25 protein-coding genes are annotated in these 26,566 nt (G+C 65.5%); 10 read left to right on the top strand and 15 right to left on the bottom strand.

The window, feature by feature from the left end; genetic code table 11:
* The first annotated feature begins 129 nt into the window (after positions 1 to 129).
* A complete protein-coding gene (locus tag KUV65_RS00250) occupies positions 130 to 1,662 on the top strand; it encodes a hypothetical protein (protein WP_222186850.1) in 1,533 nt (510 codons plus the stop codon).
* A gap of 110 nt (positions 1,663 to 1,772) precedes the next feature.
* On the opposite strand, the gene KUV65_RS00245 is transcribed toward KUV65_RS00250, so the two are convergent.
* Positions 1,773 to 2,150 (bottom strand): PAS domain-containing protein, encoded by a 378-nt coding sequence (locus KUV65_RS00245; protein WP_222186849.1) that lies wholly within the window; start codon positions 2,148 to 2,150, stop codon positions 1,773 to 1,775.
* Positions 2,151 to 2,428: 278 nt separating this feature from the next.
* Here KUV65_RS00245 and KUV65_RS00240 point away from each other — a divergent pair, with 278 nt between their 5' ends.
* The 3 genes from KUV65_RS00240 (at position 2,429) to KUV65_RS00230 (ending at position 4,105) form a co-directional block, all read left to right on the top strand.
* The gene (locus tag KUV65_RS00240; protein WP_222186848.1) at positions 2,429 to 2,683 is read left to right on the top strand and encodes a hypothetical protein; all 255 of its coding nucleotides are present in this window, start codon (positions 2,429 to 2,431) and stop codon (positions 2,681 to 2,683) included.
* Between the two features lie 115 nt (positions 2,684 to 2,798).
* Positions 2,799 to 2,978, top strand: a complete 180-nt coding sequence (locus KUV65_RS00235; RefSeq protein ID WP_222186847.1) for a hypothetical protein — start codon at positions 2,799 to 2,801, stop codon at positions 2,976 to 2,978.
* Between the two features lie 359 nt (positions 2,979 to 3,337).
* Positions 3,338 to 4,105: a hypothetical protein gene (locus KUV65_RS00230; RefSeq protein WP_222186846.1), complete on the top strand. Its 768-nt coding sequence runs from the start codon at positions 3,338 to 3,340 to the stop codon at positions 4,103 to 4,105.
* A 156-nt stretch (positions 4,106 to 4,261) separates the two neighbouring features.
* Here the strand turns inward: KUV65_RS00230 and KUV65_RS00225 are convergent, their stop codons facing one another.
* Together KUV65_RS00225 and KUV65_RS00220 are read right to left on the bottom strand one after the other, a co-directional pair.
* The gene (locus KUV65_RS00225) at positions 4,262 to 5,284 is read right to left on the bottom strand and encodes a formylglycine-generating enzyme family protein (RefSeq protein WP_222186845.1); all 1,023 of its coding nucleotides are present in this window, start codon (positions 5,282 to 5,284) and stop codon (positions 4,262 to 4,264) included.
* Positions 5,285 to 5,288: 4 nt separating this feature from the next.
* Positions 5,289 to 7,055: a hypothetical protein gene (locus tag KUV65_RS00220; RefSeq protein WP_222186844.1), complete on the bottom strand. Its 1,767-nt coding sequence runs from the start codon at positions 7,053 to 7,055 to the stop codon at positions 5,289 to 5,291.
* 334 nt (positions 7,056 to 7,389) lie between these two features.
* On the opposite strand from KUV65_RS00220, the gene KUV65_RS00215 reads away from it, so the two are divergent.
* Positions 7,390 to 7,983 carry a hypothetical protein gene (locus tag KUV65_RS00215; protein ID WP_222186843.1) on the top strand — a complete coding sequence of 198 codons (594 nt, stop codon included), beginning with the start codon at positions 7,390 to 7,392 and terminating at the stop codon, positions 7,981 to 7,983.
* Here the strand turns inward: KUV65_RS00215 and modC are convergent.
* The 6 genes from modC to eutB are packed head-to-tail and all read right to left on the bottom strand — an operon-like array spanning position 7,980 to position 12,910.
* Positions 7,980 to 9,062 carry a molybdenum ABC transporter ATP-binding protein gene (modC, locus tag KUV65_RS00210; RefSeq protein ID WP_222186842.1) on the bottom strand — a complete coding sequence of 361 codons (1,083 nt, stop codon included), beginning with the start codon at positions 9,060 to 9,062 and terminating at the stop codon, positions 7,980 to 7,982. The two genes, KUV65_RS00215 and modC, sit on opposite strands and share 4 nt — an antisense overlap.
* Entirely contained in the window at positions 9,059 to 9,751 is a 693-nt protein-coding gene (gene modB / locus KUV65_RS00205; RefSeq protein WP_222186841.1) for a molybdate ABC transporter permease subunit, read from the bottom strand. The genes modC and modB overlap by 4 nt, the downstream gene beginning before the upstream one ends.
* Before the next feature lie 3 nt (positions 9,752 to 9,754).
* A complete protein-coding gene (gene modA, locus KUV65_RS00200) occupies positions 9,755 to 10,507 on the bottom strand; it encodes a molybdate ABC transporter substrate-binding protein (protein WP_222186840.1) in 753 nt (250 codons plus the stop codon).
* A gap of 57 nt (positions 10,508 to 10,564) precedes the next feature.
* The gene (locus KUV65_RS00195) at positions 10,565 to 10,921 is read right to left on the bottom strand and encodes a winged helix-turn-helix domain-containing protein (RefSeq protein ID WP_222186839.1); all 357 of its coding nucleotides are present in this window, start codon (positions 10,919 to 10,921) and stop codon (positions 10,565 to 10,567) included.
* Positions 10,918 to 11,910, bottom strand: a complete 993-nt coding sequence (locus KUV65_RS00190) for a cyclodeaminase (protein WP_222186838.1) — start codon at positions 11,908 to 11,910, stop codon at positions 10,918 to 10,920. Before KUV65_RS00190 ends, KUV65_RS00195 begins: the two co-directional genes overlap by 4 nt.
* The gene (gene eutB, locus KUV65_RS00185; RefSeq protein ID WP_222186837.1) at positions 11,903 to 12,910 is read right to left on the bottom strand and encodes a hydroxyectoine utilization dehydratase EutB; all 1,008 of its coding nucleotides are present in this window, start codon (positions 12,908 to 12,910) and stop codon (positions 11,903 to 11,905) included. The genes KUV65_RS00190 and eutB overlap by 8 nt, the downstream gene beginning before the upstream one ends.
* A gap of 215 nt (positions 12,911 to 13,125) precedes the next feature.
* Here eutB and KUV65_RS00180 point away from each other — a divergent pair, with 215 nt between their 5' ends.
* From KUV65_RS00180 to KUV65_RS00170, 3 genes are read left to right on the top strand one after another with little or no spacing between them, the layout of a single operon-like run.
* Entirely contained in the window at positions 13,126 to 14,199 is a 1,074-nt protein-coding gene (locus KUV65_RS00180) for an efflux RND transporter periplasmic adaptor subunit (RefSeq protein WP_222186836.1), read from the top strand.
* Positions 14,200 to 14,210: 11 nt separating this feature from the next.
* Positions 14,211 to 17,270, top strand: a complete 3,060-nt coding sequence (locus KUV65_RS00175) for an efflux RND transporter permease subunit (protein ID WP_222186835.1) — start codon at positions 14,211 to 14,213, stop codon at positions 17,268 to 17,270.
* Positions 17,271 to 17,310: 40 nt separating this feature from the next.
* Positions 17,311 to 17,763 (top strand): VOC family protein, encoded by a 453-nt coding sequence (locus KUV65_RS00170; protein ID WP_222186834.1) that lies wholly within the window; start codon positions 17,311 to 17,313, stop codon positions 17,761 to 17,763.
* A gap of 103 nt (positions 17,764 to 17,866) precedes the next feature.
* Here KUV65_RS00170 and KUV65_RS00165 read toward each other — a convergent pair whose 3' ends face one another.
* The 3 genes from KUV65_RS00165 to KUV65_RS00155 all read right to left on the bottom strand — a co-directional run bounded on the left by KUV65_RS00165 (position 17,867) and on the right by KUV65_RS00155 (position 20,134).
* On the bottom strand, positions 17,867 to 18,436 hold the full coding sequence (locus tag KUV65_RS00165) for a cytochrome b (protein ID WP_222186833.1): 570 nt from the start codon (positions 18,434 to 18,436) through the stop codon (positions 17,867 to 17,869).
* 223 nt (positions 18,437 to 18,659) lie between these two features.
* Entirely contained in the window at positions 18,660 to 19,544 is an 885-nt protein-coding gene (locus tag KUV65_RS00160) for an HAD-IIA family hydrolase (protein ID WP_222186832.1), read from the bottom strand.
* Between the two features lie 131 nt (positions 19,545 to 19,675).
* Positions 19,676 to 20,134 (bottom strand): Lrp/AsnC family transcriptional regulator, encoded by a 459-nt coding sequence (locus KUV65_RS00155; RefSeq protein ID WP_222186831.1) that lies wholly within the window; start codon positions 20,132 to 20,134, stop codon positions 19,676 to 19,678.
* A 115-nt stretch (positions 20,135 to 20,249) separates the two neighbouring features.
* On the opposite strand from KUV65_RS00155, the gene KUV65_RS00150 reads away from it, so the two are divergent.
* Both KUV65_RS00150 and KUV65_RS00145 read left to right on the top strand, forming a co-directional pair.
* The gene (locus KUV65_RS00150) at positions 20,250 to 21,452 is read left to right on the top strand and encodes a methionine gamma-lyase (RefSeq protein WP_222186830.1); all 1,203 of its coding nucleotides are present in this window, start codon (positions 20,250 to 20,252) and stop codon (positions 21,450 to 21,452) included.
* 11 nt (positions 21,453 to 21,463) lie between these two features.
* The gene (locus KUV65_RS00145) at positions 21,464 to 23,860 is read left to right on the top strand and encodes a 1-deoxy-D-xylulose-5-phosphate synthase N-terminal domain-containing protein (protein ID WP_222186829.1); all 2,397 of its coding nucleotides are present in this window, start codon (positions 21,464 to 21,466) and stop codon (positions 23,858 to 23,860) included.
* Positions 23,861 to 23,994: 134 nt separating this feature from the next.
* On the opposite strand, the gene KUV65_RS00140 is transcribed toward KUV65_RS00145, so the two are convergent.
* From KUV65_RS00140 to KUV65_RS00130, 3 genes are all read right to left on the bottom strand, one after another.
* Entirely contained in the window at positions 23,995 to 24,873 is an 879-nt protein-coding gene (locus tag KUV65_RS00140) for a glycosyl hydrolase (protein ID WP_222186828.1), read from the bottom strand.
* A gap of 60 nt (positions 24,874 to 24,933) precedes the next feature.
* Positions 24,934 to 25,209 (bottom strand): hypothetical protein, encoded by a 276-nt coding sequence (locus tag KUV65_RS00135; RefSeq protein WP_222186827.1) that lies wholly within the window; start codon positions 25,207 to 25,209, stop codon positions 24,934 to 24,936.
* Between the two features lie 461 nt (positions 25,210 to 25,670).
* On the bottom strand, positions 25,671 to 26,564 hold the full coding sequence (locus KUV65_RS00130) for a glycoside hydrolase family 26 protein (RefSeq protein WP_261331552.1): 894 nt from the start codon (positions 26,562 to 26,564) through the stop codon (positions 25,671 to 25,673).
* Positions 26,565 to 26,566: the final 2 nt, after the last annotated feature.

Genomic DNA, 26,566 nt, shown 5'->3' with positions numbered 1-26,566 from the left:
TGCAACAGGTCAAGAAAAACCCGCCTTGGTGTTGTTGCGAATTTAACACTTTCGGCTTACCCCAAACTCATGAAAGGGACAGTTATCGCGCAGAACGAGGCGCGACGTAGGGGCAGTGCATCCAGGCTAATGGACCGCAGTGATATCGTCTTGGCGACTTCCATCGCCTCGACCTGTATTGCCGCACTCTGCAGTTTCGTCGTTCTCTCGAACGTGTCCGACGCCCGTATCGGGTCTCGGAGCGCCACCGCCACCGAAGAGTTGGCCGCAGTGCGGCCCGCCCCGCGCCCGACCGAGGCGCGCCAGTATCCCCAGGCCGAGGCCTCGGGGGCGCTTACGCTTGGGGAATTCGAGGATGAGCTTGCAGCCGTGCGCCAGGCGCCACTGCTTACACCAATGCGCGCCCCGCGGCTGGCCCTGGCCACCCCGCGCGGCAGCACGCCAGATGCCGTCGAGCCGGTTTCGGTGCCCGTCATGCTGGGCCGCCCGCCGGTCGAGGCCGTGCCGCGCCCCCAGATCGGGGTCGAGGTGGTGCAGGTTGCGCGCAACCTGACCACGGCCCGCGCGCTGGCCTTGCCGACGCCGTCCGTGCGGCCCGAGGCGATCATAGCCCGTGCCGCCCCGATCGTGTCTGAAACGCCGGGTGCCGAGGGTGCACCCGAGGCCGCGCCTTCGGTCCTGCTGGCCGCCGTCAGCCCGCGCCCGACGCTGCGCCCCGAGGGGCTGGCCGAACGGTTCCCGGCCCGCACCGCGCCCGGTCGCACCGATCCCGGCATCCAGGTCGCCCGCGCCGTCGAGCCCGAGGAAGAAATCACGCTGGCCCGCTACGAAGATCCGGGCCGTCCCAGCCTTCTGGGTCCGCGCGCAGGGTCCAACCCCTGTTCGTCGCGGCTTGCCGACATCCCGCGCCGCCGTGGCAGCGCGCCCTCCGGCTCGGCCGTCATGGCGAGCCTCGGCAACGGGTCGGGCAGCGGACGCGACAACGCCATCGTCGAGCAGGCGCTGTCGGGCAACGTCCCGGATTTCCTGCGCGATCTGCAACCGGTCAGCTTCACCGGCATCGCCGGCGGCCGCCAGACCGAGATCACGATCTGCGTGACGCCGGATTACCTCGCCATCGGGTCGGATGCCGACCATGTGCGCGTGCCGCTGGGTCTGCCCGCCGCGCTGCGGGTGGCCGACGGGTTCGACATGATGCTGCCCACGACCCGCATGGTCGACGCGATCTATGCGCAGGCCGACCTGCGCCTGTCGCCCTCGCCCATGACGCCGGGGCCGCAAATGTCCTCGACCGACTACTTCCTGCGCCATGACGCGACCGTGGATGGTCAGTTCGCCCGCGCCGGTGGGCGTGGCGGCATCCTCGTCGCCGGGCACAAAAAGGACGTGGTCATCGCCAACCGCCTGAGCCGCGCGCCCGGACGGGTCGCGATCTATGGCTGGCACCGCTCGAACGGCAACCCGATCCAGCCGCTCTCGACCGTGCATGGCGAATACTACGCCGATTACAGCCACGGCATCCGGCTGGTCAGCCGCACGGCTTACGTCAATGGCCGCGCCATAGACCTGCGCAGCCTGCTGACCGATGGCCAGTATGCGAGCCTTTTGAACGACGATGGCCCGCTGAATTCCACGACCGTGCGGCTCGCCGCACTGCAATAACCGCAAGTCGCAAGACGAGGGACGCGGAAGAGCGAGGCCCGCCACCGGAACACCGGGGCGGGCCTTTCTCATATCCGTGGTCTAGCCAAGGCGCAGGACCGGCGCAGCCCTCAGACGGGATTCTGCGCGCCCGCGAAATAGATCAGGCGTCCGTCGCCGTCATAGATCGGCCGGATGCGCAAACGGTTGACGAAGGGCGACCCGTCCTTGCGGTAATTCAGGATATCGATGGTAAACCGTGTCTCGGCCTTGAGACCGTGCCGAATGGCCTCGATCGCGTGCGGGTTGGTGTCGGGGCCTTGCAGGAACCGACAGTTTCGCCCGACAGCGTCCTCGGGGGAATAACCGGTCTGAGCCTCGAACTCGTCGCTGACATAGATCATCGGATTGTCCGGGAGCGATGGGTCTGAAAACACCACGCTCATTTCGACCTCGTCTTCTTCCAACAAGGATTTGAGGAAAGCCTTGTCGTCGTTTCTGTTTGCCATGCGATGGCTCCCTCACCTGCAACACCGGGTCATGCGGTCGTCTCAAGGGGCTGCCTATCGCATGATCGTTGCGCACTCCAATGGCAATTTGGGTCGGAGGCACCGTATGCCGCTGATCTCGCGAACCGGGGCCGCCCAACTCCGAACGCGCGCCCACTGGCAGAGCGGTTTCAGCAACAGCCGCCAGCGTCCGGACACCGCTGGCACGCGAGAGGGTTCCGGTAGACCCTGACGCAGCGGTATGCTATCGCATGCCTCGGAACGTGAGGGGAAACCGCATGTCAGCAAGCGATATCCTGTTGCCCGCGTGGCAGTCTTCTCGGACGGTGGCCCTTGCGCTGATCGCGGGTTTTGCGCGCAAGACCGGATTTCGCACGCTTGAAGAACGCGTCGAAGCCCTTCCCGTCCGGTCCCAGGCCGTGATCGTTGGGCTGACACTCGCGCTTCTTTTGGGGGTCAGCCTTTTCGCTGCTCAGTTCGGCCTGCTCGGATTTGCCCTTTATCTTGCGGCGGTTGTCGTCATCGTCGGCTGATCGCTTTCCTCATGGTTGTTGCGCTGCAGCATTTTCAACTGCAGCCGTCATTGTCGTCGAAAAGACTGGCTCTATCTCGCGGGGCACAGACGACCACAGCAACCGAAAGAGAGGAATGACCATGGAAATCGGTGGCCTAATTCTGAACTTCGGTACGTTGGGTTTTGTTGTAGCCTTTGCCTACATCTCGGCCCGCGCGACCGAAAAATACCGCAAGTCCAATCCGCCGAAATCGTCCCTGTCCCGGGACGGCATCGAAGAGCGGCTTCAGCAGGCCCGAGTGACAGTGAAATGAAAACAGGGGGCCGGAACGTCCGGGCCCCTTTTGGTTGAGACCGTCACCTGTCTCGGCATCGGCCCACTGGCGTGCTGAGCCCCAGCAATACTACAGAAAGACCAACGCCCTCGCAGGATGCTGCGCGGGCGTTTTTTTCTTCGCGTTCGAGCCAAGACCCATACGCTCCGCAGTACCGCAACACCGGGGCGGACCTCTTTCATGCGGGTGACCCCGCCAATACCCTTCGTGCGGTTCCACCGATCCGCCCTGAGCTTGCCATCGGCGCATACAACACGGACCCTTGATCCAAATCATTTCATTTTACACGAATTCGCCCGACTTTTCTGGTGCGTGTCGCAGGAATGGGAGGATGAGACATGACATACAGTCGGACATATCGTTCATTTTTCTTCTTGGTGTTTGCCGTCTTCATGGGATTTGCACAAAGCGAAGCACGGGCCGAGACACTGGTTGGCACGAATGTCGACAATCGTTTGATTGTCGGATTTGCCGTAGACCCAGACGCCGTCTTGGAGTTTGCACCAGACGGCTACGCGCCAATTTCGTTTCCACAGGGGCCGATGGCGGGTGCCAACTTGTTGGTTGTCTTTATCGATCGGTTGATCCAGCTCGACCCTGCCGGCGATGCGGCAGGTCCGCCCAACAGCCGCTTTGCCGTGCTCGCCGGTCTCGCCGCGACCGAGGGACGCCCCCCGCAGCTGTTCGTGTATCGAATCTATGCCTCGGATGGCTCTGACCCATACTTCAACTCCGTCGAAGCTGAGGTGACCCGTCATAGCCTCTCGGAGGGTCCCCCCAACGAGGGTCGCGCCCGGCATGAGACCTGGGAGACGACGACTGCAGATGGATCTCTGACGCTCGACCTCGACTTCACGTCAGGCCGCAGAAGCTGGAGCCCGGGCGAAGCGACCCCTTGGTCCGCTGCCGACCCCTCCTTTTCGCGCATTTATCGGTATAGCCAGCTTGTCGATGTGGTGATGAGTGCTGCCATGGATCGGGATCGAGCGAGCGAACTGAGCTTTCAATCCACGATCCCGGAACTGTCCGCTATCTTCGATGGCTCCGAGCAGATTTTGGCAATCATGGATATCCCGGTCTACACGCGACAGGTTTTCCTCCCGTGATCGGCACACATGACGCAACGATGGGACGCTGTGAACCCGATTTCTGATCGCAAAACGGACTACGCCCCCGCACATCTGCGGGGGCGTAGTCGTTTCGAGCTTCATATCTCAATGAGGGGCTGTACCGAAGCCTAGCCCGATCCTTGACTCTCGCGCTCAGATATCGCGGAAGCAGCGGAAACCGAGGTGGTAGTTGTGGTGGCTCGACGGCGACATCACGCGGCTGCCGTGCCAGAACGGCGCGCGCCAGCGCGCCCAGTGCTCATGCGCGCGGATCGTGTCCCAGATGAACCACGAGCCCTTCATCTCGGTCACGCCAAGCGTGGTCGAGCCGCGGCTGGCCATCTGGTCCTCGGCAAGCGGCAGGTTCATGTGCTCGGCGGCGTTGCCGTCGATGTCGTACACCCCCAAAGGCGAGCGGCATTCCGGGAAGGACCCTGCCGGGTAGGTGTTCGAGCCGCAGCCCTGGAAGCTGCCGCCGTTACAGCCCGGCGATTTCGACGACCCCGTGGCGCAGACGCCCGAGCGCCACTGGCCGATGGAATAGAGGTTCCGAGTCGAGGCGTAGCGGTTGTTGTGCCAGCTGCGCATGGTGTTGACGGCCTGCGACATGCCCATGCCGCGGATCATGTCGAACGGGTAATCGGGCGGCAAAAGCTGACCGGCCGCGGCGCCTTCCCATTCATGGGCGTCGCCGATGCGCTTGCCCTCGGCCGCGCAGAGCATGGCCGCCTCGTTGGCGCGCACCCAGGTCACCGGGTAGGCCATGGGGATGTTCGGATATTCGAACATGTCGGCACACACGGTCGCGTCCGAGGGGCTTTGCGTCTGCGGGTCGTAGAGCGGCACCATGAAGGGCTCGCCGCAGATGCGCTCGAATTCGCGGTTGCGGTAGCTGTTGCGAACCTGCTCGACCGACCCGCCCAGCCGCGCGGCGGCCTGTTCCGGCGTCATCGGGTGGCGCGTCACCGAGGGGTTGCCCTGCCCCATCCAGGGGGCTGCGGCAAAGATCTCGCGGATGCGGCGCATTTCGCCGGCAGACACGCCTCGGATCTCGCGCATCTGCTGGAACATCAGCTCGTTGTTCTCGGCCAGGGTCTGGCCCTGCGCCCCGCCCGACAGCATCAGCGCCGCCAGGGCCGCCCCGATGGTGGTTTTTAGGGTCGTTCCCAGTCGCATCACGTCACTCCCTCCGGATGAGATAGAAGAAATCGCGGTTATCGGGCGCGCTGACGAAGCGCGGGATGCGCCCGCCGTCCGAGCCGCGCACATCGACCTCGGCCATGCCGGTCACGAGGTGCTGCGCCTCCAGCTCCTCTTCCTCGCGCTGGTAGAGGGCCATGTAGGTGTGCTCCTGGCTGTTCATGTCCAAGAGCATGGCATAATCGCACTGGTACGCCTGGAAGGTGCGCGCCATGCCCGAGGGCGTCGCGGTCGAGAAATAGGCGTAGATCAGGAACTGCCGCCCCTCGACCGTGCGGGTGCAGGCCCCGGCGCGCAGGGTGCGCAGGTCGGCGTTCGCCGAGCCCGACCAGTTGCCCCCGCCCCAGGAGGTCACGCGCGCCCCCGGCACGCCGTCTTCGATGATCGCAACACCGTTCTGGCGCGCGAATTGAAGGGTCGACAGGAACTCGGCCGAGTTGTCTTCCTCGGTCCAGGTCCGCATGACGACTTCACCATCATGGGTCATGTACATGGTGGCGAGGTTCTCCCAAAGACGCGACAAGATCACCCCGTCCACCATGAAGCCGTAATGGTGGCCGTAATTGAAGGTCGCGTAGTCACCGAAGCGCCAGGCGCCATGGTCGCGCTTGAAGCCGCCGGTGAAGATGGCCGCGACCGACTCCGCGTAGGTGGGGTTCAGCGTACCGGTGCGCACCAGCGGATCGGGGCTGTCGAACCCGTCGGGGCCGCGGCCCTGGTAATGGCGATGGCTGGGACGCGAGGACCAGCCAAGGCGCGGGTGATCGGTGCCCGGCTCGTAGCCGAGGGTGAATTCCCCCATGTCGAAGGCCACGAGGTAGACGTCGGCGCGGCTTTCCACGCCGTCGAGGCGGTTGGCTCCGGGCACCTGGAAGACCTCGTTCGCGATCATGCCAGGTTGCATGACGCTGGCATAGATGCCGTCGGCGCCGTCCACCTCGTACCAGCTGCCGGCCTGCATGCCGTCCTCGGCGCCGACAAGGTCAAAGCCCATATAGGGGCGCATCACCGGCGCACGGTCGAGCAGCGCCTCGCCCAGAAGGGCGACGCCGTCGACCTCTTCCTCGACCTCCAGCCCCTCGGACGAGACCATGAAGGCATCCTCGAAGAAGGTGCCCTTGATCAGGTTCACGATGGAGTCGCCAAAAAGCACGTTGTCGCGCAGGAACTCGGCCACGGCCTCGCGGGTGGTGCGGTTGCCCGTCACCGGGTTGCGCAGGAAGACCGACCATTCGCAAAGCGGCGCGAAGGGCAGGCCCGTATCGCGCGCCTCTTGCAGGCCATTGTCCTCCCACGGGGCGCAAAGGATTTCTTCGCCATCCTCGTCACCGGTGCCGAGCACGCGGATTGCCGGGGCGCCGCCATCTTCGACCAGCGAGATCTGCCATTCGTCCCGATCGGCATTCTCCAGGTGGTAGTAGCGCGACGACCCGCCCTGTGGCGCAACCTCGAGGACGAACCAGGCGTTGACGTAAGGGTTCATCGAGGACAGGCGATAGGTGGTGCCGTCCTCGGCCACCAGTTCCTCGGAATTCATGAAGGGCTGCATGGCCCAGATCGAGCCCGGCACGTCCGAGCCGAGCGTCGCCATGCGTTCCGCGATGGTGTCGGCATCGGGCGGGGCGATTCCCTGCGCCGCGGCCATGGGCGCGGCCAGGCAGGCCGCGACGGCCATCGGCGCGGCCATCGCGTGCAGACGGGCCTTGCGTGGCAGGGGAAAACGGTCATTCGAGACAGCTTTGAACAAGGAAGGGCTCCATGCTTGCAAATGAGGCTGCGGGCAGAGCGCGGCCGGTCGTGGAAATGTTCGGCGATCAGTGTTGCAACAAGTGCCCCTGTGACGCAACGGCGCGCTGGCCATGGCGGTGATCAATTCGGCATCAGTGCAGATCTGGCACATCCGCTCTGCCGCAACGATATTCCACGTGATTAACGAAGTCTTAACCTGATCGCGGATTAGGCTTGGAGGGTGCCCCCCCCCCGATATCGCGAGCGGCGGGGAACCGGATGGCCCGCGCCCTCCGGTCGGGGGGGCACGCGCCGGGACACGTCACAAGCCAATCGGACAAGGGGGCATACCGATGGAACGAAAACGCAAGACCGAACTGGATGCGGGGCTGGCCGTCGCCGCGCTGAGGAAAGGAAACCCGGGCGTGGCCCGGCAGGCGGCCGAAACCGGTCTGAGCCACAGCCCGGGGGACAAATCGCTGTTGCGGCTGCTGCTTCTGGCGCAGATGAGCATGGAGGACCGCGACGCCGCGCAGGACACCGAGGCGCGGCTGGCCACGGACACGCTGGATGACGACACGTTCGATGTGCTGCTGGCCGCGGCGCTTTCGGCCAACCGCGTGTCCGACGCGCGCGACCTGATTGCCCGCGCCGACCGGGAGGGAAATGTCTCTGCCCCGCTGCGCGCGATGGGGCGGTCGCGAATCGCAATGCATCTGGGCGATGTCGAAGCGGCAAAGGCCATTCTCGTTTCGGCGATCGAGGCCCATCCCGAGGCCACCGCCCTGCGCGCGATGATGACCGAAACGCTGATGGCGTCGGGCGGCGCGGCCTATGCCCGCGACGTGCTGGGCCGGCTGGGCCAGCCGCCGAAGAACCCCGCCCCCGAGGACGCGGTCAGCACCCGCCCGTCGGCCCCGCCGGAGGATACCGCCAAGGGGGCCTAGCCGCTGACATCGTCCGGCGCGATGGACACGGTCTTGACGATGGCGAAACACTCCGCCCCCTCCGACAGCCCAAGCGCGCCGACCGACCGCTGCGTGACCCGTGCCAGCACCCGTCCGGCCGGCGTATCGAGGGCGACCATCGCACCCGGTCCCGCGCCGTGCCGTATGCTGTCGATCCGGCCCGGAAGGATGTTCAGGGCCGACAAGCCCTCGGGCCGCGCTCGCGACAACAGGACATCCTGCGCCGCGATCCGCAGGCGCAGGGTCGTTCCAACCGTGGCCGCCACGCGCGGCAGGAACAGCGGCACCCCGCCCGCCTGCAACTCGCTCAACCCGTCCTGGTGATGGGCCGCCACGCGCGCCCCGATCACCGCCCCGGCCCCGCGCGGGCCAAGCGGCATCACCTCCGGATCGCCAAGCACCTCGGCCGCGGGCCCCTGCGCCACCACGTGACCAGCATCCAGCGCAACGACTGTAGTCGCCAGGCGGGCGACCTCGGCCGGGGAATGGCTGACATAGAGGATGGGCACCCTGGCCTCGTCCCGCAGGCGCTCGAAATATGGGATGATCTCGGCTTTTCGCGCCTCGTCCAGCGCGGCCAGCGGCTCATCGGCCAGGATCAGGCGCGGCGAGGACAGGAGGGCGCGGCCCAGTGCAACGCGGCTTTTCTCACCGCCGGACAGCGCGCCGGGTCGCCGCGACAGGAGGTGCCCGATCCCCAGCATCTCGACCACCCGGTCGAGTTCGGCCTGCGGCGCCCGCTCGGGCGCGAACCACCGTCCGAAGGTCAGGTTCTGTCGCACGGTCAGATGCGGGAACAGGCGCGCGTCCTGAAACACGTAGCCGAGCCTGCGGTGATGCACCGGCAGATTCACCCCGGCCGCGCGGTCGAAGAGCGGCGTGCCGTCGATGGAGATCTTGCCTTCATCCGGGTGAAGAAGCCCCGCCACGGAATTGATAATGCTTGTCTTTCCAGACCCGGACCGCCCGAACAGCGCGGTTATGCCGGGCGGCGCCGATATCTGCACATCCAGCTGGAAGCTTTTGAAATCGTGCTGAATATCAATCTCGACGCTCATGAGTGGCCAACCCGCCGCGCCGCTGCCCGCGCCAGCCATTCCGACAGGATCAGCGCGGCCATAGCCACCCCGACCGACACGAGGACCAGACGCACGGCCGCGTCCTCTCCGCCCGGCACTTGCAGGAAGGCATAGATGGCCGAAGGCACCGTGCGCGTTTCACCCGGAATGTTCGAAACGAAAGTGATCGTCGCGCCGAACTCTCCCATCGCCTTGGCGAAGGCGAGGATTGCGCCCGCGATGATCCCCGGAAGGGTCAGGGGCAATGTCACCGTCAGGAAGACCCAGCCGCGCGAGGCGCCCAGCGTCGCGGCCGCCCGCTCAAGCCCGGGATCGACCGCCTCGATCGACAGGCGGATGGCGCGGACCATCAGGGGAAAGGCCATGATCGCCGCGGCAAGCGCCGCACCCGTCCAGCGAAAGGCCACCGGCAGGCCCACGGCCTCCAGCACGCCGCCAACCGGCCCCTGGGGGCCGAAGCCCAGCAGAAGAAGGTAGCCCGTCACCACCGGCGGCAGGATCAGCGGCAGGTGCACCAACCCGTTCAGCAGGCCATGGCCCGGAAACCGCCAGCGGGCCAGCGCATAGGCCACGAAGATGCCAAGCGGCAAGCTGGCCGCCACCGCCACGGCGGCCACGCGCAGTGACAGGCGCACTGCCTCCCATTCCGCGGGGCCGAGCCAATCCACCGGTCAGCCCCCCGGCGCCCAGAACCCGTGTTCGGCGATGATATCGACCGCGGGCGAACGATGCAGGTAATCCAGAAAGCTTTGCGCCGCGTCGCCGCTGCCCACGATCCGCGCCGCCGGATAGGTAATCGGCGGGTGGCTGTCCTCGGGGAAGACGCCAAGCATCCGCACGTCAGGGGTGCTGACCGCATCCGAGTAATAGACGATGCCCAGCGGCGCGGCCCCGGTCGCGACCAGCATCAAGGCGGCGCGGACATTGTCGGCCTCGGCCACCTGCCCCGCCACGGCGTTCCATAGCCCGAGGTACTCCAGCGCCGCGCGACCGTAGATGCCCGCCGGCACGGCCTCGGTCAGGGCCATGGCGAGACGCCCGCCTTCCAGCATCGCGCCAAGGTCGAGCGAGGGCGTGATGTCGACCTCCGCCATGGCCTCGTCATGGGCGATCAGGACGATGCGGTTCGATGTCAGGTCAAAGCGCGACCCCTCGACGATCCGGCCATCGGCCTGCAGCACATCCATCCAGTCAGCATTGGCCGAGATGAACACATCCGTCGGCGCGCCCTGCGCGATCTGGCGGGCAAGGGCCGAGGACCCGGCGAAGGACAGAACGACGCCTGTGCCCGTCTCGTCGGTGAACCGCGCCGCGATTTCGCCCAGCGCCTCGGTCATCGAGGCGGCGGCGAAAACCGTCACGTCCTCGGCCACCGCGGGCAGTGGCATCAGGGCAAGGCACAAGCTGGCAATCAGGCGGCGCATGACATCTCCCGGTCCGGTCGGCACAGGTATTGCGACGGCAGACGCTTGAGGCAAGCGTTATTTTCCGTCGGACATATCGGTGAGCAAGGCGCTCAGGGCCGCGATCTCCTCCGCGCCCGCCTCGGTCGCCAGGGCTTCCAGCCGCCGGTAGCGCGTCAGCACCTCCTCCCCCAACTCGGTCAGGTGCGCGCCGCCCCCCTGTTTTCCGCCACGCACCCGCGCGACCAGCGGGCTTCGGAAGGCGCCATTCATCTCTTCGACGAGCGACCAGGCGCGCTTGTAGCTCATCTCCATCCCCCGCCCGGCGGCGGCGATGGAGCCGGTCCTGCGAATGCCGTCGAGCAGATCGGCCTTGCCGGGCCCCAGCATCGCGTCGCCGATCATCAGGCGCAGGCGCAGGCGGGGCGCACTCATACCGGGATCGCCTGCCCTGCGCCCGCGGCCTCGGCCAGCGCGCGGGCATGGGTGGCAATCGCCGTGTCTTGCGCACCCGTTCCGGTCAGATCGCAGATGGTGATCTGCTGGGCATCCGTCCGGCCTTGCGCCGCCCCGGTCACGATCTGGCCAAGTTCCACCGGGTCCGCCGCCATCAAGCCCGCTGCGCGCGCCGCGCGCAATTCTCCCATCGTCGCGCATTGAGTTACCCGGTCACAGACATAGAGATCCGCCGCCGCCAGTGCCTCGGGCGCCAATTCGTTCTTTTCCGACTGGTCCGACCCCATGGCCGTGATGTGCAGACCCGGATGCAGCCAATCGGCCTGAAGAATGGGCTGGCGCGCGGGGGTGGTGGTCACGACCAGCTGGCTGTCGCGGACCACCTCGGCGGGATCGGCAACAGCACGCGCGACCACTCCAAGGGTTTCGGCGATCTCGGCGGCGCAGGCCTCGGCCCGCCCCCTGTGACGCCCCCAGACGAGAACGCGCTCGAACGGGCGAACGAGATGCGCCGCCGCGATCTGCATGCGCGCCTGCACACCGGTGCCCAGCACGCCAGCCGTTTGCACCGTCTCGGGCGCGAGATGGCGGGCGGCCACCGCCCCGGCCGCGGCGGTGCGCAGATCGGTCAGGTAGCCATTGTCGAGGAATACCGTCTCGACCAAGGCGGTCCTGGCCGAGAACAGGATCATCAGGCCGTTCAGGCTTGGCAAACCCAGCTTGGGGTTGTCGAAGAAGCCCGGACTGACCTTGATGGCGAAGCCGTCGAATCCCGGCAGGTACGCCGTTTTGACATCGACCTCCCCGTTCACCAAGGGCAGGTCCATCGACATGACCGGTGGCATGACGACGCCATCCCCCGCCAGGGCGGCGAAGGCGTGCTCGACCACGTCGATGGCGGCCAGATCGAGGGGCACAGCGCCCCGCAACTCGGCCTCGGTGACGATACGGACAGCGCGCTCAGGCATCGTAGACTTGTCCTTTTACGGTATATGTCCCCAGCTCGATTTCTTGCCCAGACATGATCCGAGCGAACAGGTTCATATCGAGATTTCGGCCCGTGATGATGGTCGCGACCGGCCCGTCGCCCGCTGATACCTTGCCCGATTGCAGCGCCGCAAGCCCCACGACACAGGCGCCCTCGGCAACGATCCGATCCTCGTAAAACAAGGTTTGCATGGCACGGTAAATCTCTTCCTCGGTGACCAGGACCGTGTCATCCAACAGGTCGCGGCACAGCGGGAAGGACAGCTTGTTCGCCATCCCGATCCCGCCACCAAGACTGTCGGCAAGGCTGGGAACTTCCTCGACCTCGACCGGTTGGCCTGCCTTTAAGGATTCGAACATTGCCGCGCCCCGCTCCATGCTGATGCCGATCACGCGGATCGCGGGGTCGATGGCCTTGGCCGCAACGGCGATACCAGCGGCCAGACCACCGCCGGAGAGAGGCACCAGCAAGGTTCTGACATCGGGCCGGGCCTGCAGGATCTCGAGGCCGATGGTCCCCTGCCCCGCGATCACCGCCGGGTCGTCGAAGGGCGAGATCTCGACCAGACCCTCTTCGGCAACCAGCCGCTGCGCCTCGGCCAGTGCATCGTCCTGGCTGTCGCCGACGATCTGCACCTCGCCGCCGAGTGCACGGATACCGTCGATCTTGGCTTGCGGCACCAGCCGCGACATGCAGATCACCGCGCGCAGCCCGCGCTGCCGCGCGGCGAAGGCCACGCCGCGCCCATGATTGCCGGTCGAACAGCAGGTCACACCCGTCACGCCCTCGGGCAGGGTCGCCATGGCGTTGAAGGCCCCGCGCAGCTTGAAGGCGCCGATGGGCTGCATGTTCTCGAGCTTCAGCAACACCTCTTGCCCGGCCAGCGCGGAAAAGAACGGCGACGGCACAAGCGGCGTGGCATCGGCCACGCCCTTGATGCGCTGAGCGGCGCCAAGTATGTCGGCAAATGTCACGGTCATTGCCCCTCTGACATGGTAGACCGATGGCACCCTCGCCCTGCACAGAGCCCCGGTGCAACGCTTTTCTGACAGCACCGTTGCCGCAACGTCAGGCGACGGGTGGTGAAAAAATATATGCGTTCGTCATGCAAATGCGTCATGGGCGTCTACAAAACCATTCCAGCGCCTCCTATTTGCGGGGCCTGTCCGTTTCGACCGAGCCGAGGATCCGTGCCATGTTCCCTTCGCGCCGCGCGGTGCTAGCCGCCGTTCTTGCCGTTTTCGCCCTGCCCGCGCCCATCGCCCATGCCCAAGACGAGGCAACGGCCGAGATCATCCGCCCCGTGCGCCTGATGGCGGTGGGGGACGGGGCCGCGGGGGTTACGCGGCAATTCTTTGGCCAGGTGGTTGCACGGCAGACGGTGGACCTTGCCTTCCAGGTGGGGGGCCAGGTCGTGGAGCTTGAGGCCGAGGAAGGTGCCGAGATCCCCGCCGGCGAGATGATCGCGCAGCTCGACCTCGAACCTTTCGAGCTGCAACTGCAACAGGCGCAATTGCAATACGACCAGGCCCAGCGCGAGGTTGCCCGCCTTGCGCAGCTGACCAGTTCCGTCTCGGAAGTGGCGCGCGAGGATGCCGAGACCCAGCTTGGCCTTGCCCGCGTGGCGCTGCGCAATGCCGAATACTCGCTGGAAAACGCGACGCTCCATGCCCCGTTCGATGCGCTGGTCGCATCGCGCAACGTCGCGAATTTCACGACCGTCAGCGCGGGGACGCCCGTTGTGCGCCTGCATGACATGTCCGAAATCCGGGTCGAGATCGACGTGCCCGAGGTCCTTTTTCAGCGTGTCGGTCAGGGTGCGGGTGTCGATCTCCGCGCGCGCTTCCCCTCCAGCGACCAGACCTTTCCGCTGGAACTGCGGGAATTCAATGCCGAGGCCTCCAGCATCGGGCAGACCTATCGCCTGACGCTAGGCATGCCCCGCCCTGAAGAAATCACCGTTCTGCCGGGCAGCTCGGTCACCGTGCTGGCCACCATCACAGGCAACGGCGCGCCCCTGATCGTGCCCGCCAGCGCCATTCGCATCGCAAATGATGGGGCGACCAGCGTCTTGCGCTTCGTCCCGGCGGAGGGCGGCGAAGACGGGTTGGGCACGGTCGAGGAGGTCGCCGTCGCCATCGAACCCACGCGCGACGGACGCTTCGCCGTCACCGAGGGGCTGGACCCCGGCGCCGAGATCGTCAGCACAGGCGCCCATGCGGTTACGCCCGGTGAAACCGTCCGGCGCTTCACCGGCTTCGCCAATTAAGGGGCCGCGCCATGACCATCGCCCGCGCCTCGATCGACAAGCCGATCATCACCTGGATCATCATCCTCGTCTGCCTGTTCGGCGGCATCTGGGGGTTCTTGAATTTGGGCCGCCTCGAAGACCCGGCCTTCACCATCAAGCAGGCCGTGGTCATCACCCAATACCCCGGCGCCTCGGCCGAGCAGGTCGCCGAAGAGGTTTCGGAACCGCTCGAGGCCGCGATCCAGCGCATGGGCGAGGTCAGCGAGATCACGTCGGTCAATCGCCCCGGGGTCAGCCGCATCGATGTGGAGGTTGAAGACACAATCCGCGGGGAGGACCTGCCACAGGTCTGGACCGAGTTGCGCCAGCAGATCGATGGGGTTGTCGGCTCCCTTCCCGACGGGGCGGGCGCGCCCTTCGTCGATGACGGGTTCGGGGATGTCTACGGCATCTTCTTCGCCGTCACCGCCGACGGCTTCACCGATGCCGAGCGGCACCAGTTGGCGACCTTCCTGCGCCGGGAGTTACTGGCCGTGGACGGCGTCGCCGATGTCGAGGTCGCAGGCCTACCCGAGGAGGCGATTTTCGTCGAGCCCGACCTGGCGATCTCGGCCCATTTGGGGGTGGATCCGCAGGTCATCGCACATGCGCTGGCCGAGGCGGACTCGGTCGCCGACGCGGGCAGCATCGACAGCGAGACCGCCTCCACCATGATCCAGACCCCCGAAGGGTCGGACAGCGTCAGCGAAATCGCGGGCCTTTCCATCGGGGTCGGTGGCGAGATCATCAACCTCTTCGACATCGCCGAGGTGAACCGCGGGCGTCAGGACGACCCCGACCAGATCATCCGCTTCAACGGGGCCGAGGCCTTTACCATCGGCGTTTCGGGCCTTGCCGATGAAAACATTGTGGATGTGGGCAACCGCGTCGATGCGCGGCTGGCCGAGCTACAGCCGGAAATCCCCTATGGGGTCGAGCTGCACCCGATCTACCAGCAGCATGTCGTGGTGGACGAGGCTTCGAACGGGTTTCTCTTGAACCTCGCCATGTCGGTGGCGATCGTGGTGCTGGTGCTTGGTGTCTTCATGGGGCCACGCGCGGCCATCGTGGTGGGGACGACCCTGCTTTTGACGGTGGTGGGCACCCTGTTGTTCATGGCGATCTTCGGGATCGAGATGGAGCGCATCTCGCTCGGCGCGCTGATCATCGCGATGGGGATGCTGGTGGACAATGCCATCGTGGTGGCCGAGGGGATGCAGGTTGCCATGGCGCACGGCAAGAAGTCCCGCGATGCCGCCGAGGAAGCCACCGGCAAGACGCAGATCCCCCTGTTGGGCGCCACCGTCATTGGCATCATGGCATTTGCGGGCATCGGCCTCAGCCCGGACTCGACCGGCGAATTCCTGTTCTCGCTGTTTGCGGTGATCGGTATCTCGCTGCTGTTGTCGTGGATCCTTGCCATCACGGTCACGCCGCTACTGGGGCACTACTTCTTCAAGCAGGGCGAGGTGAACGATGACGACGCCTATGGCGGCATCATCTTCCGTGGCTATGGCGCGCTCCTGCGGGGTGCGCTGCGTATCCGGTGGCTGGTGGTCGTGGCGCTGATCGCCGTCACGGCGGCGTGTTACGTCGGCTTCGGACAGGTGAAGCAGCAATTCTTCCCGGACTCGAACACGCCGATCTTCTTCGTTCACTACACGATGCGGCAGGGCACGCCGATCGACACAACCTCCGAGCGGATGCGGGTGCTGGAAGACTTCCTTGCCGCCCGTGACGAAGTTCAGGCCGTGTCGACCTATGTCGGCCAGGGGGCCACGCGCTTCCTTCTGACCTATTCGTCCGAGCGCCCGAACCCCGCCTATGGCCATCTGATCGTGCGCACCGAAACGCTGGACCAGATCCCCCAATTGCGCGCCGATCTGGAGGCTTTTGCCGCCGCCAACCTCGGCGATGGCGAGTTCCGGACCGAACGGCTGGTTTTCGGCCCCGGCGGCGGCAGCCCGATCGAGGTGCGCTTCTCGGGCTCGGACCCGGTGGTGCTGCGCGACCTCGCCGATCAGGCCATCACCGTGTTGCAGGGGGCGTCCGACAACATCCTCGCCCCGCGTGTCGACTGGCGCGAACAGGAACTGGTCCTGCGGCCCAACTACGCCACCGACCGCGCGCAAGCCGCCGGCGTCAGCCGCGATGACGTGGCGCAGATCATCCGTTTCGCCACCGATGGCGTCACCGCTGGCACCTATCGCGAGGGCGACCGCGCCCTGCCGATCATCCTGCGCGTCGCCCCGGATGCGGGCGTCAGCGCCATGGACCAGACCATCGTCGCGCAGGACGGCGAAACGCTTCTGCCAATCGAACAGGTGGTCGACGGCTTCACCTACGAGACGCAGAACACGCTGATCCGGCGGCAAAACCGCTTGCCCACGATCACCGTCGGCGCCTCCATCCCCGCCGACCTGACGGCGGCACAGGTGCAGGCCGAGGTGCAGGCGGCGGTCGAGGCGATGGACCTGCCTTACGGCTATCGCATGGAATGGGGCGGTGAATACGAGGCGTCGAACGAGGCCAACGCGTCGCTCGGGGCGCAGCTTCCGATCACGGCGCTGATCATGGTGCTGATCTCGGTCCTGCTGTTCAACGCGGTGCGTCAGCCGCTGATCATCTGGCTCCTGGTGCCGATGTCGGTGAACGGGGTGGCCATCGGCCTTTTGGGCACCGGCCTGCCCTTCTCCTTCACCGCGCTCCTGGGTCTGCTCAGCCTGTCGGGCATGCTGATCAAGAACGGCATCGTGCTGGTCGAAGAGATCGACCTGACCCGCGAGACGGGAAAACCGTTGCGCGAAGCGATCGTCAGCGCCTCCGTCTCGCGTTTGCGCCCGGTGCTTCTGGCGGCGGCGACAACGATCCTCGGGATGGCGCCGCTCTTGGGGGATGCGTTCTTCGTCTCGATGGCGATCACGATCATGGGCGGCTTGGCCTTTGCGTCGATCCTGACGCTGGTGGCCGCCCCGGTATTCTATGACATCTTCTTCTCCCGCTCGGAGCGGAAGGCGCGCGAGGCGGAGGGCATGGCCACACCGGCCTGATCGCCCCCTCCTCCCGCTTTGGGAAACAAGGAGGACAGACATGCCGCAGAGAGACTTCGAGGTCCGCGCCCTGGGCGAGATCGCCATTCGCTGCGTGGATATGGAGGCGATGGTCGCCTTCTACCGCGACGTGATCGGCCTTGAGCCGATGACCGATACCGAGGGCCGCCCGATCGTGTTCTTCCGCATCGCCGAGGGGTTCGGCGGGCATACGGCGGTTCTGGCCCTGTTTCGCCACGATATCGAAGGCGCGGGCCAGACCCGGGGCAGCGCCACACCACCGCAAACCGGCACGGGATCCTCCCTGCATCACATCGCCCTGACCGTCCCGTGGGAGGAACAGGACGCCGTGATGGCGTGGTATGACCAGCTCGGACGGGACTACACCGTCGAGGCGTTCGACTGGATCGGGTGGCGCGGGGTCTTCACCTTCGATCCGGACGGCAACACGGTCGAGCTTGTCGCCAAGGACCCGACCTGGGTTGCCCCCTGAGGCGCGCGCCACGTCGCGCGTGCTGCTGCCCAGATCAAAGGCTTCAAGAAAAAGGGCGACCGACATGGCCGCCCTTTCCACGTTTCAAAGCCGCGCTTCGCGCTCAGGCCCCGACGGACCGGCCCATCATCCGGCGCAGCGTGCCATCGCGCGAGACCGAGTGGTGCTTGATCGCCGCCGCGACGTGCAGAACGATCGCACCGATCATCACCCATCCGCCAAGACCATGCATTGCGCTGGCCCGACCAGCAAGCACCTCGTTCGCGACGAAGCCTTCGGTGCCGCGGGTCGCCGCCACCAGCTCCCAGCCGAAAATACTCAATCCAGTGCCGCTCGCCATGGCCATCATGATGCCCGAGACCGGCATCATCACCGTGCCGATCAACAGCAGGATATGCACCGCCCCCGCCACGATGCGGGCGCCCTTGCCATCCCGGCCCACCGGCTGCGGCATCCCATTCGCCAGGCGCCACAGGATGCGCAACGCCGCCAGCCCGAGGATGATGAGGCCCACCGATTTGTGCATCCCCATCAGCACGCCCTTTTCCGGACTGCGCGGCATCGCCTCCAGATACAGGCCGAAGGCCAGCATGGCCATGAAGCCGATGGCGATGATCCAGTGCAGCGCGACCGTGGTATGGCTCAGTCGCGTTGTCGTGTCCTTGAAACTCATGACTTGTCCTTTCAACCAGTCCACATGCTCTCGTCCCCGGCCTGCCGGACGGGTGGTTTATGGGGTGGTCGTTCACCTGACGCTTAGGCCCGTCTGATCGCTTGGAAAACGCGACCAGTCGCCCCGCTTGAACCCATTGCACGCGGGGCGCTGCGGTTTCCGTCGCGCGATTTTCGAATTTTCTGCCAAGGGGCGGAGCCGGCGGCGCGGGCGCGTCCTGGGCTCAAATACGGGCGAGCTGCCAATCGGCATGCAGGCCCGAGTCTTCGCGGTAGGCATCCGCGTCGAGACCGGCAAAGAGCCCGTCGCGCGTCACGAAAACCGTGCGCCAGCCGGCGGCGGCACCGCCGAGGATATCTGTGTGAAGGGTATCGCCGCACATGGCGATGCGGGTCGGGTCGATCCCCTCCAGCGTGTCCGTGACAAGCTGGTACACGTCCGGAAAGGGCTTGCCGAAAAAGCGCACGCAGTCCGGGAAATCGTCGGCGATCAGATGCCCGAAATGCCCGGGTTCGAGGGTGAAGCCGGTCTCCCGCGGGGCGGCGAGGTCGGCATTGGCCACTACGAGCGGGCGCGGGCGACGGGCAATCGCGGCGCGCAAGAGATCCTGCCGTGCCTCCGTCCACTCGGCCGAGGACAGGAAAAGAAACGCGTCGACGGCCTCAAAGGCGGCGGGGTCGTCACCGAGCCGGGTCATGGGATGCGGGATATCGAGCAACCGGTCGCCCTCCATCGCGATCACGCCCAAATGCCCATCAGGCAGGTGCTTCAGCGCCGCCTCGCGGCTTGTCACGATCTCTTCGTCGGCAAGCGACAGACCCAGACGCTGGAACTTGGCAATCGCGCCCTGCCTGTCATAGCTTGCCGCATTCGTCAGCACGCGGATCTGGCAACCGCGCGCGCGCAATTGCTCCAGCCGGCGATCCGCCCCGTCGATCAGGCTTTCCCCGACATTGAGCACGCCGAACGCATCGAACACGAAGGCATCGATCTGGTCCGCAATCTCGAGCAGGCTGCCGATCTGAACCGTTTCGGGCAGTGCGCCGACGCGCGGCAACCGGGGCCGGATCTGTTGATACCGCCGAAAAATCGTATCCGCGTCGCGCATGGGGTGCCATCATCCGGTATCAGGTTGCGCCGGTCGCATGTTCCACGACCCGCGATCATCGGCGACCGCATACCCGATCCGTCCGACAACGACCATAGCCCCACGCATGCGCGTCGGACCGCGCCGCCGGGCTACGCAATCGCCGGAAACACGCTGGTTTTCTTGACCGTGCCGTAGACAAAGGTCGTGTCGATCGAGGCGATGCCGCCGATCCGGTGTATGCGGTTGCGGATGAAATCCTCGTAGGCGTCCAAATCGGGGACCACGACACGCAACTGGTAGTCGAACGCCCCGGTCAGCACATGGCATTCCAGCACTTCGTCGAACCCCATGACCCGGCTTTCGAAACGCCTGACGTCTTCCTCGTTATGACGCTCCAACCGGATGCGGACGAAGACGGTGATTGGCAGACCGTAGGCCTTGGCGTCGACATCGGCGCTGAAGCCACGGATCGCGCCGCTTTCTTCAAGGATGCGCAACCGCCGCAGGCAAGGGGACGGCGACAGGTTGACCTTCTCGGCGAGATCCTGGTTCGTCATGCGCCCGTTGGCTTGCAAGGCCCGGATGATCTGGCGGTCTTTGCTGTCCATTTTCACGCTCTGTTGGCAGGTTCTGCCAAATCTTAATCATTTTGAAGCATAAAACGCAAATAAATGCCCCTTCGAGCAGCACATCATCGCAACAGTTCCGAGATACGAGGTTGCCATGAACGCGAAACCAGGATTTGCCACCCGCGCCATTCACCATGCCTATGAGCCGCTGGAAAACGGGGGCGCCCTGACCCCGCCGCTGCATTTGACATCGACCTTCGCCTTCGAGACGGCGGAGGCTGGCGGCGAAATGTTCTCGGGCGACCGGCAAGGCCATATCTACAGCCGGATTTCCAACCCGACCTGCGAACTGCTGGAGACCCGCATCGCCACGCTGGAGGGGGCGGAAGCCGGGCTGGCGCTGTCCAGCGGCATGGGGGCGATCACGGCCGTGCTCTGGACGCTGCTGTCCCCGGGCGACGAGGTGATCGTGGACCAGACGCTTTATGGCTGCACCTTCGCCTTCATGCACCACGGCTTGGCGAAATGGGGCGTCACGATCACCCATGTCGACATGACCGACCCTGAAAACCTGCGAAACGCGATCTCGGAGCGTACGCGCGTCGTCTATTTCGAAACGCCCGCCAACCCCAACATGCGGCTGGTGGATATCGCCGCGACGGCCGAGATTGCCCATGCTGCCGGTGCCACGGTGGTGGTCGACAACACCTATGCCACCCCCTACCTGACCCGCCCGATCGAGCTGGGCGCCGATCTGGTCGTGCATTCCGCCACGAAATACCTTGGCGGGCATGGCGATGTCGTGGCCGGGCTGGTGGCCGGATCGGCCGAGCAGATCGCCGAAATCCGGCTGGTCGGCATGAAGGACATGACCGGCGCAGTCATGGCGCCGTTCAATGCCATGCTGATCCTGCGCGGTCTGAAAACCCTGGCGCTGCGCATGGAGCGGCATTGCGCCTCGGCGCGAACTGTGGCCGAGTACCTTGAGGCGCATCCGGCGGTTCGCACCGTCCATTTCCCCGGCCTCGACAGCTTTGCGCAGCGCGACGTCGCGGCACGGCAGATGGCGCAGCCCGGGGCGATGATCGCCTTCGAGATCGACGGCGGCATGGCCGGGGGCATTGCGTTCATGAACAGGCTCGACATGATCCAGAGGGCGGTTTCGCTTGGCGACGCCGAAACGCTGATCCAGCATCCCGCGTCGATGACCCATTCCACCTACAACGCGGACGAACGGGCCGCGCATGGTATCAGCGACGGGTTGATCCGCCTGTCCGTCGGGTTGGAAGATATCGAGGACATCATCGCAGATCTGAACCAGGCCCTGCCCATGCCTGCCTACCACGCCGCCGAGTAACGGAGGTCTCCATGCCCGCCCAACTGTCCCACCTCAAGACCGTCGAACAGCGCCTGCTGTGGCTGTCGCACTGGATGATCCACCACGCCAATCACATCCGGCCCAAGGTGGACGGGATCAAGGTGGGCGGGCACCAGGCCTCGTCCGCGTCCATGGTGTCGATCATGACGGCGCTCTATTTCTCGGCGCTCCGGCCCGAGGACCGGGTGGCGGTGAAACCCCACGCCTCGCCCATCTTTCACGCGATGCAATACCTGATGGGCAACCAGACCCGCGAGAAGATGGAGAATTTCCGCGGCTTTGGCGGGGTGCAAAGCTATCCCAGCCGCACCAAGGACATCGACGATGTGGATTTCTCCACCGGGTCGGTGGGCCTGGGGGTCGCCATCACCTCCTTCGCGTCGATCATCCAGGATTACATCGCCGCCAAGAGCTGGGGCCAGGGCGCCCCGATGGGCCGGATGGTGGCGCTGGTGGGCGACGCCGAACTGGACGAAGGCAATGTCTACGAGGCGCTGCAGGAGGGGTGGAAAAACGACCTGCGCAACACGTGGTGGATCATCGACTACAATCGGCAATCGCTCGACGGGATCGTGCGCGAGGGGCTGTTCGGTCGGGTCGAAAAGATCTTCGATGCGTTCGGCTGGGATGTCGTGCGCGTGAAATACGGCGCCCTGCAACGCGCCGCCTTCGAGGAGCCGGGCGGGGAGCGTCTGCGCGACTGGATCGATGCCTGCCCCAACCAGCAATACGCGGCCCTGACCTTCATGGGCGGCGAGGTATGGCGCAAGCGGCTAATGGACGACCTCGGCGACCAGGGCGATGTCAGCGCGCTGATCGAGCGGCGCAGCGACGACGAGCTTGCCGCGCTGATGGAGAACCTCGGCGGCAACTGCGTGGAGACCATGGCCGAGACCTTCGCCGCCATCGATCACGACCGGCCGACCTGTTTCCTTGCCTACACGATCAAGGGATGGGGCACCCCGATCGCGGGGCACAAGGACAACCATGGCGGGCTGATGAACCGCAGCCAGTTCGCGACATGGCAAAAGCACATGGGCGTGGCCGAAGGCGAGGAATGGGACCCGATGGCCACGGTCGAAGACCCGGCGGCCCTGCGCGCGTTCCTGTCGCAGGTCCCTTTCTTTGCCCGCGGCACGCGACGCTACCACGACGCCAAGCTGGACGTGCCGCCCATCGAGATCGACACCTCGCGCGAGATCTCGACGCAGGCGGCTTTCGGCAAGATCCTCGATGACCTGGCAAAGGGCTCCAGCGCCTTGGCCGACCGGATCGTCACGACCTCTCCGGATGTCACCGGCACCACCAGCCTCGGGCCATGGGTGAACCGGCGCAAGCTTTTTGCCCGGTCCGAACAGGCCGACGCCTTCATCGAACACCGCATCCCCTCGACCGCGAAATGGGAGTTCACGCCGGACGGGCAACATATCGAGTTGGGCATCGCCGAGATGAACCTGATGTTGCTTCTGGGCGCGGCGGGGCTGTCGCATTCGCTTTTCGGCAAGCGCCTGATCCCGGTCGGCACCGTCTATGACCCGTTCGTGGCGCGCGGCCTCGATGCGCTCAACTACGCCTGCTACCAGGATGCGCGGTTCCTGCTGGTTGGCACGCCATCCGGCGTGACACTCGCCCCCGAAGGCGGCGCGCACCAATCGGTCGGCTCCCCCCTCATCGGCATGAGCCAAGACGGGCTGGCCTCGTTCGAGCCGGCCTTTGCCGACGAGCTGGCGGTGATCATGGAATGGGCCTTCGACTACCTTCAGCGCGATGGCGAGGGCGACCCGGATGAGCGCACGTGGTTGCGGGACGAGACCGGCGGCTCGGTCTATCTGCGCCTGACCACCAACCCGATCGAGCAACCCGGCAAACGGGTGGACGAGGATTTCCGGCAAGGGGCTATCGACGGGGCCTATTGGCTTCGAAAACCGGGGCCGAATTGCGAGGTGGTGATCGCCTACCAAGGGGCGGTTGCGCCCGAGGCGATCAAGGCCGCCGGGATGATTGGCGAGGGACGCCGGGATATCGGCGTGCTTGCCGTGACCTCGGCCGACCGGTTGAATGCAGGCTGGACGGCCGCACAACGCGCCCGCTCCCGCGGGCATCAGGCGGCGCGGTCCCATATCGAAACCCTGATGGCGGGTCTGCCGCCCCATTGCCGCCTTGTTACGGTGATCGACGGACACCCCGCGACACTCGCCTGGCTCGGCTCCGTCGCGGGGCATCAGACCATTCCTCTCGGCGTCGAGCATTTCGGCCAGACCGGGACAATCGGCGACCTCTACCGCCATCACGGTCTGGATGCAGCGGCCATCGTCGAAAAGGTGAATGGTCTGACGATCGGCAAAACGCTGCAGCAGGCGACCCCGCCCCTCGCGTCGGACGCGTGAGGGCGGCCCCCTGACCCTTCGCTCCGACGGGCCACCGGCGCTCAGTCAGGCGTCGGCGATGTCTGCGAAAGAGCGCACAACTAGGAAACCGACGGTACTGCCGGTTTCGAGCCTCTCAGCCGTGCGTCGCGCTCTTATTGATCCACCATAAGGCTGGCGGTGTCTGCCGACGCCTGGCCCGAGATGATGTTGGCAAAGGCCTGGCCCAGGGGCGTTGGCTGCATGTCGTTGTCCACCAGGTTGATCTCAGGCACCAACCCGTCCCAGTTGTACGGGTTCGCTGCAAACCAGGCGTGCCGTTCGACGAACGGAAGCGTTTCCATCATTCGGATAGCGCCATGGGCAAAGGCGGCGTTCGCCTCGTAGGTGGCAAGGGATGGGCGAGACCAGTCGATATAGGCGAATTCCGTGACCCAGATCGGGCGGCGGTAGGTGTTGTACACCTGAACGAGCCAGTTGCGGAACTCGTCGACGCTGCCATTGGTCGAGTAATAGTGGACGGCCATGAAATCGACCCGCAGGCCGCGGCGCTCGACCTCGGCCATGAAGCGGCTTTGCCAAGATCCGCGGCCGAGCGTGCCCTCACGCGTGGTGGCCGGAGACCCGAGCCTGAGACCGGTCGCTTCCAGCCGCGGCCAGAGGGCGATCGCCTCTTCCACGCTCATCCCCGCTTGGTGCGACCCGCCATGCCCATCGGGTTCATTGAACCCCAGCAGGTGGCGCACGCGGCGGCTTGAGCGGATCGTGTCACCGATATTGTCGGCCCCGTGGATCATCGGCACGAATTCGACACGGCGCGACCGGTTCGAATGACTGGCGATCTGGTCGGTGCGCCAGTTGTAGTACCAGTCGAGGCCGCGCGCCCCTTCGATCCAGTCGAGCGTTGTATAGCTGGGGTTTTCCCAGGCCCCGACCCCGGCCTGTTGGGCCTGCGCGGCATGCCCGACCCAACCCAGCATCAAGGCAAGGGACAAGGTGCGAAGGCTACGCAAAACTGCGGAGATGAGGGGCATGTGACGCGGACCCTTGGGAAAACGCGGACGGCACGGGTGCAAGGCCGTGCCGCGCAGAGATCAGTTGCGGTGGCAGCGCGACCGTTGACCGAAGCCCGCGGGCGAGCAGATCCAGCTGCCCGAGCCCATCTGGCGCACGCGCACGACAGGTGCGCCAGCACGCGGCGCCGACAGGAGATTGAGACCCTGGTTCGGGGTCCGGCTGGATGCCGTGACCTGCATCTGGTCGGCTTGGGCGGTATCGGCCAAAGCAGGGGCGGTCATCATCGCGCCGCCAGCCATCGCGAATGCCAGCAAGCCGGCCTTGGAAACGCGGAAAAATTTCGTGTGCATCATGGACGTCCGTCCTCCTTGGTAATGTTGCCAGGCCTGCGGTTGCCGAGCCGGGGAATTGTGGGGCGGTACAAAGTCCTGAGCAGGGCACAATCATGGCAATTCAGTGCCGCGATGCACCGCCAACCATGCCGACCCGCAAGCGGCGGGTGCATGGATCAGGTCCATTCAATTGCTAAGTATTCGGGAAATGCCCCCCGACCCTCGTTTCTTGCCTGTTCATCCTCTGCCGGGTTGCCGCTTGGCGCGGCTCCGACCGTTATGCAGGAAAATGATTAGCAGAAGGTTAGCGCGGCACGAAGTGATGTCAGGTTGCCGAAACAGCCCAGCGCCGCGCCGACAAAGCAGCGCGGCGCAGCCTGTTTCGACAATCAAGGAATTTCAATCCCCTATCGGCGGGATCAGGACCCCCGGCAAGGTCGTGGACGTCGGCAACAATCTGCCGACGTCCCGTTTTTTGTTTCTCAGTCTTCGAGAATGTTGTGGTCAAAGCGCCAATCCGGCAGCCCATACCCATCGGGCCAGGGATAGACCTCGGTCTGGTTGAAGTAGACCACCGCGACGAGCTGATCCAAGCCCTCGATGTCCTGACGGACATCGTTGAACCAACGGTCGTAATAGGCCTGATCGCCGACAAAGCCGAGTTCGGCCACGACAATCGGCAGACCGAAGCCAGCGGCGCGGTCATAGCGGGGCTGCAGGATCTCGCGGAAGCTGCGCTCTTCGCCGAGGATATCCTGTTCCCAGGGTTGCAGGCCGAAGACCGACAGGCCGATCACGTCGACGTAGTCTTCGCCGGGGAAATAGACCTCGAACTCTTCAAGCCCCAGCGGCGACCACATGAAATCCAGGTCAGGGGCGACGGAGCGGCACACGTCGACCATGTGGCGATAGGCGCCGATATAGGTGTCGGGCTCCCAGCCGGCCCAGATGAACTGGCCCGATCTGTCCTCCATCTCGTGCGCCCACCGGACGGTCACGGCCGACTGGAACCCGCCGAGGATCTCGCAGATCGTCGTCATGTTCCCGTCGAAGGCGCCGCTGTTAATCCCTTCGATCAACACCTCGGGCCGGTTGCGTTCGTCGCGCGTCCAGGTCCAGGGCTCGATCGTGACAAGGACGGCACGCCCCCGTTCGGCGGCATAGGCGTCGGCCTCGGCAAGCGAGGGAAGATAGACGTCCTGCCATGGCAGAAAGAGATGCTCGATCTGCACATCGGGGTCATCGGCAAAGGCCCCGTAGGGATCGTAGACGCCGAAAGGCAACTCGCCCGGCGGGGCGGCGAACGCGGCCCCGGCACAAAGCAGGGATCCGGCCAGGGCGGCCGAAAGTTGGGTCAGCATTGGTTTTGCGGTCATGG

It is taken from the genome of Maritalea mobilis, from assembly GCF_019800885.1.
GTDB lineage: Bacteria > Pseudomonadota > Alphaproteobacteria > Rhodobacterales > Rhodobacteraceae > Roseibacterium > Roseibacterium beibuensis.
The sequence above is the reverse complement of the archived record's forward strand: the minus strand, read 5'-3'. Positions and strand labels throughout refer to the sequence as shown.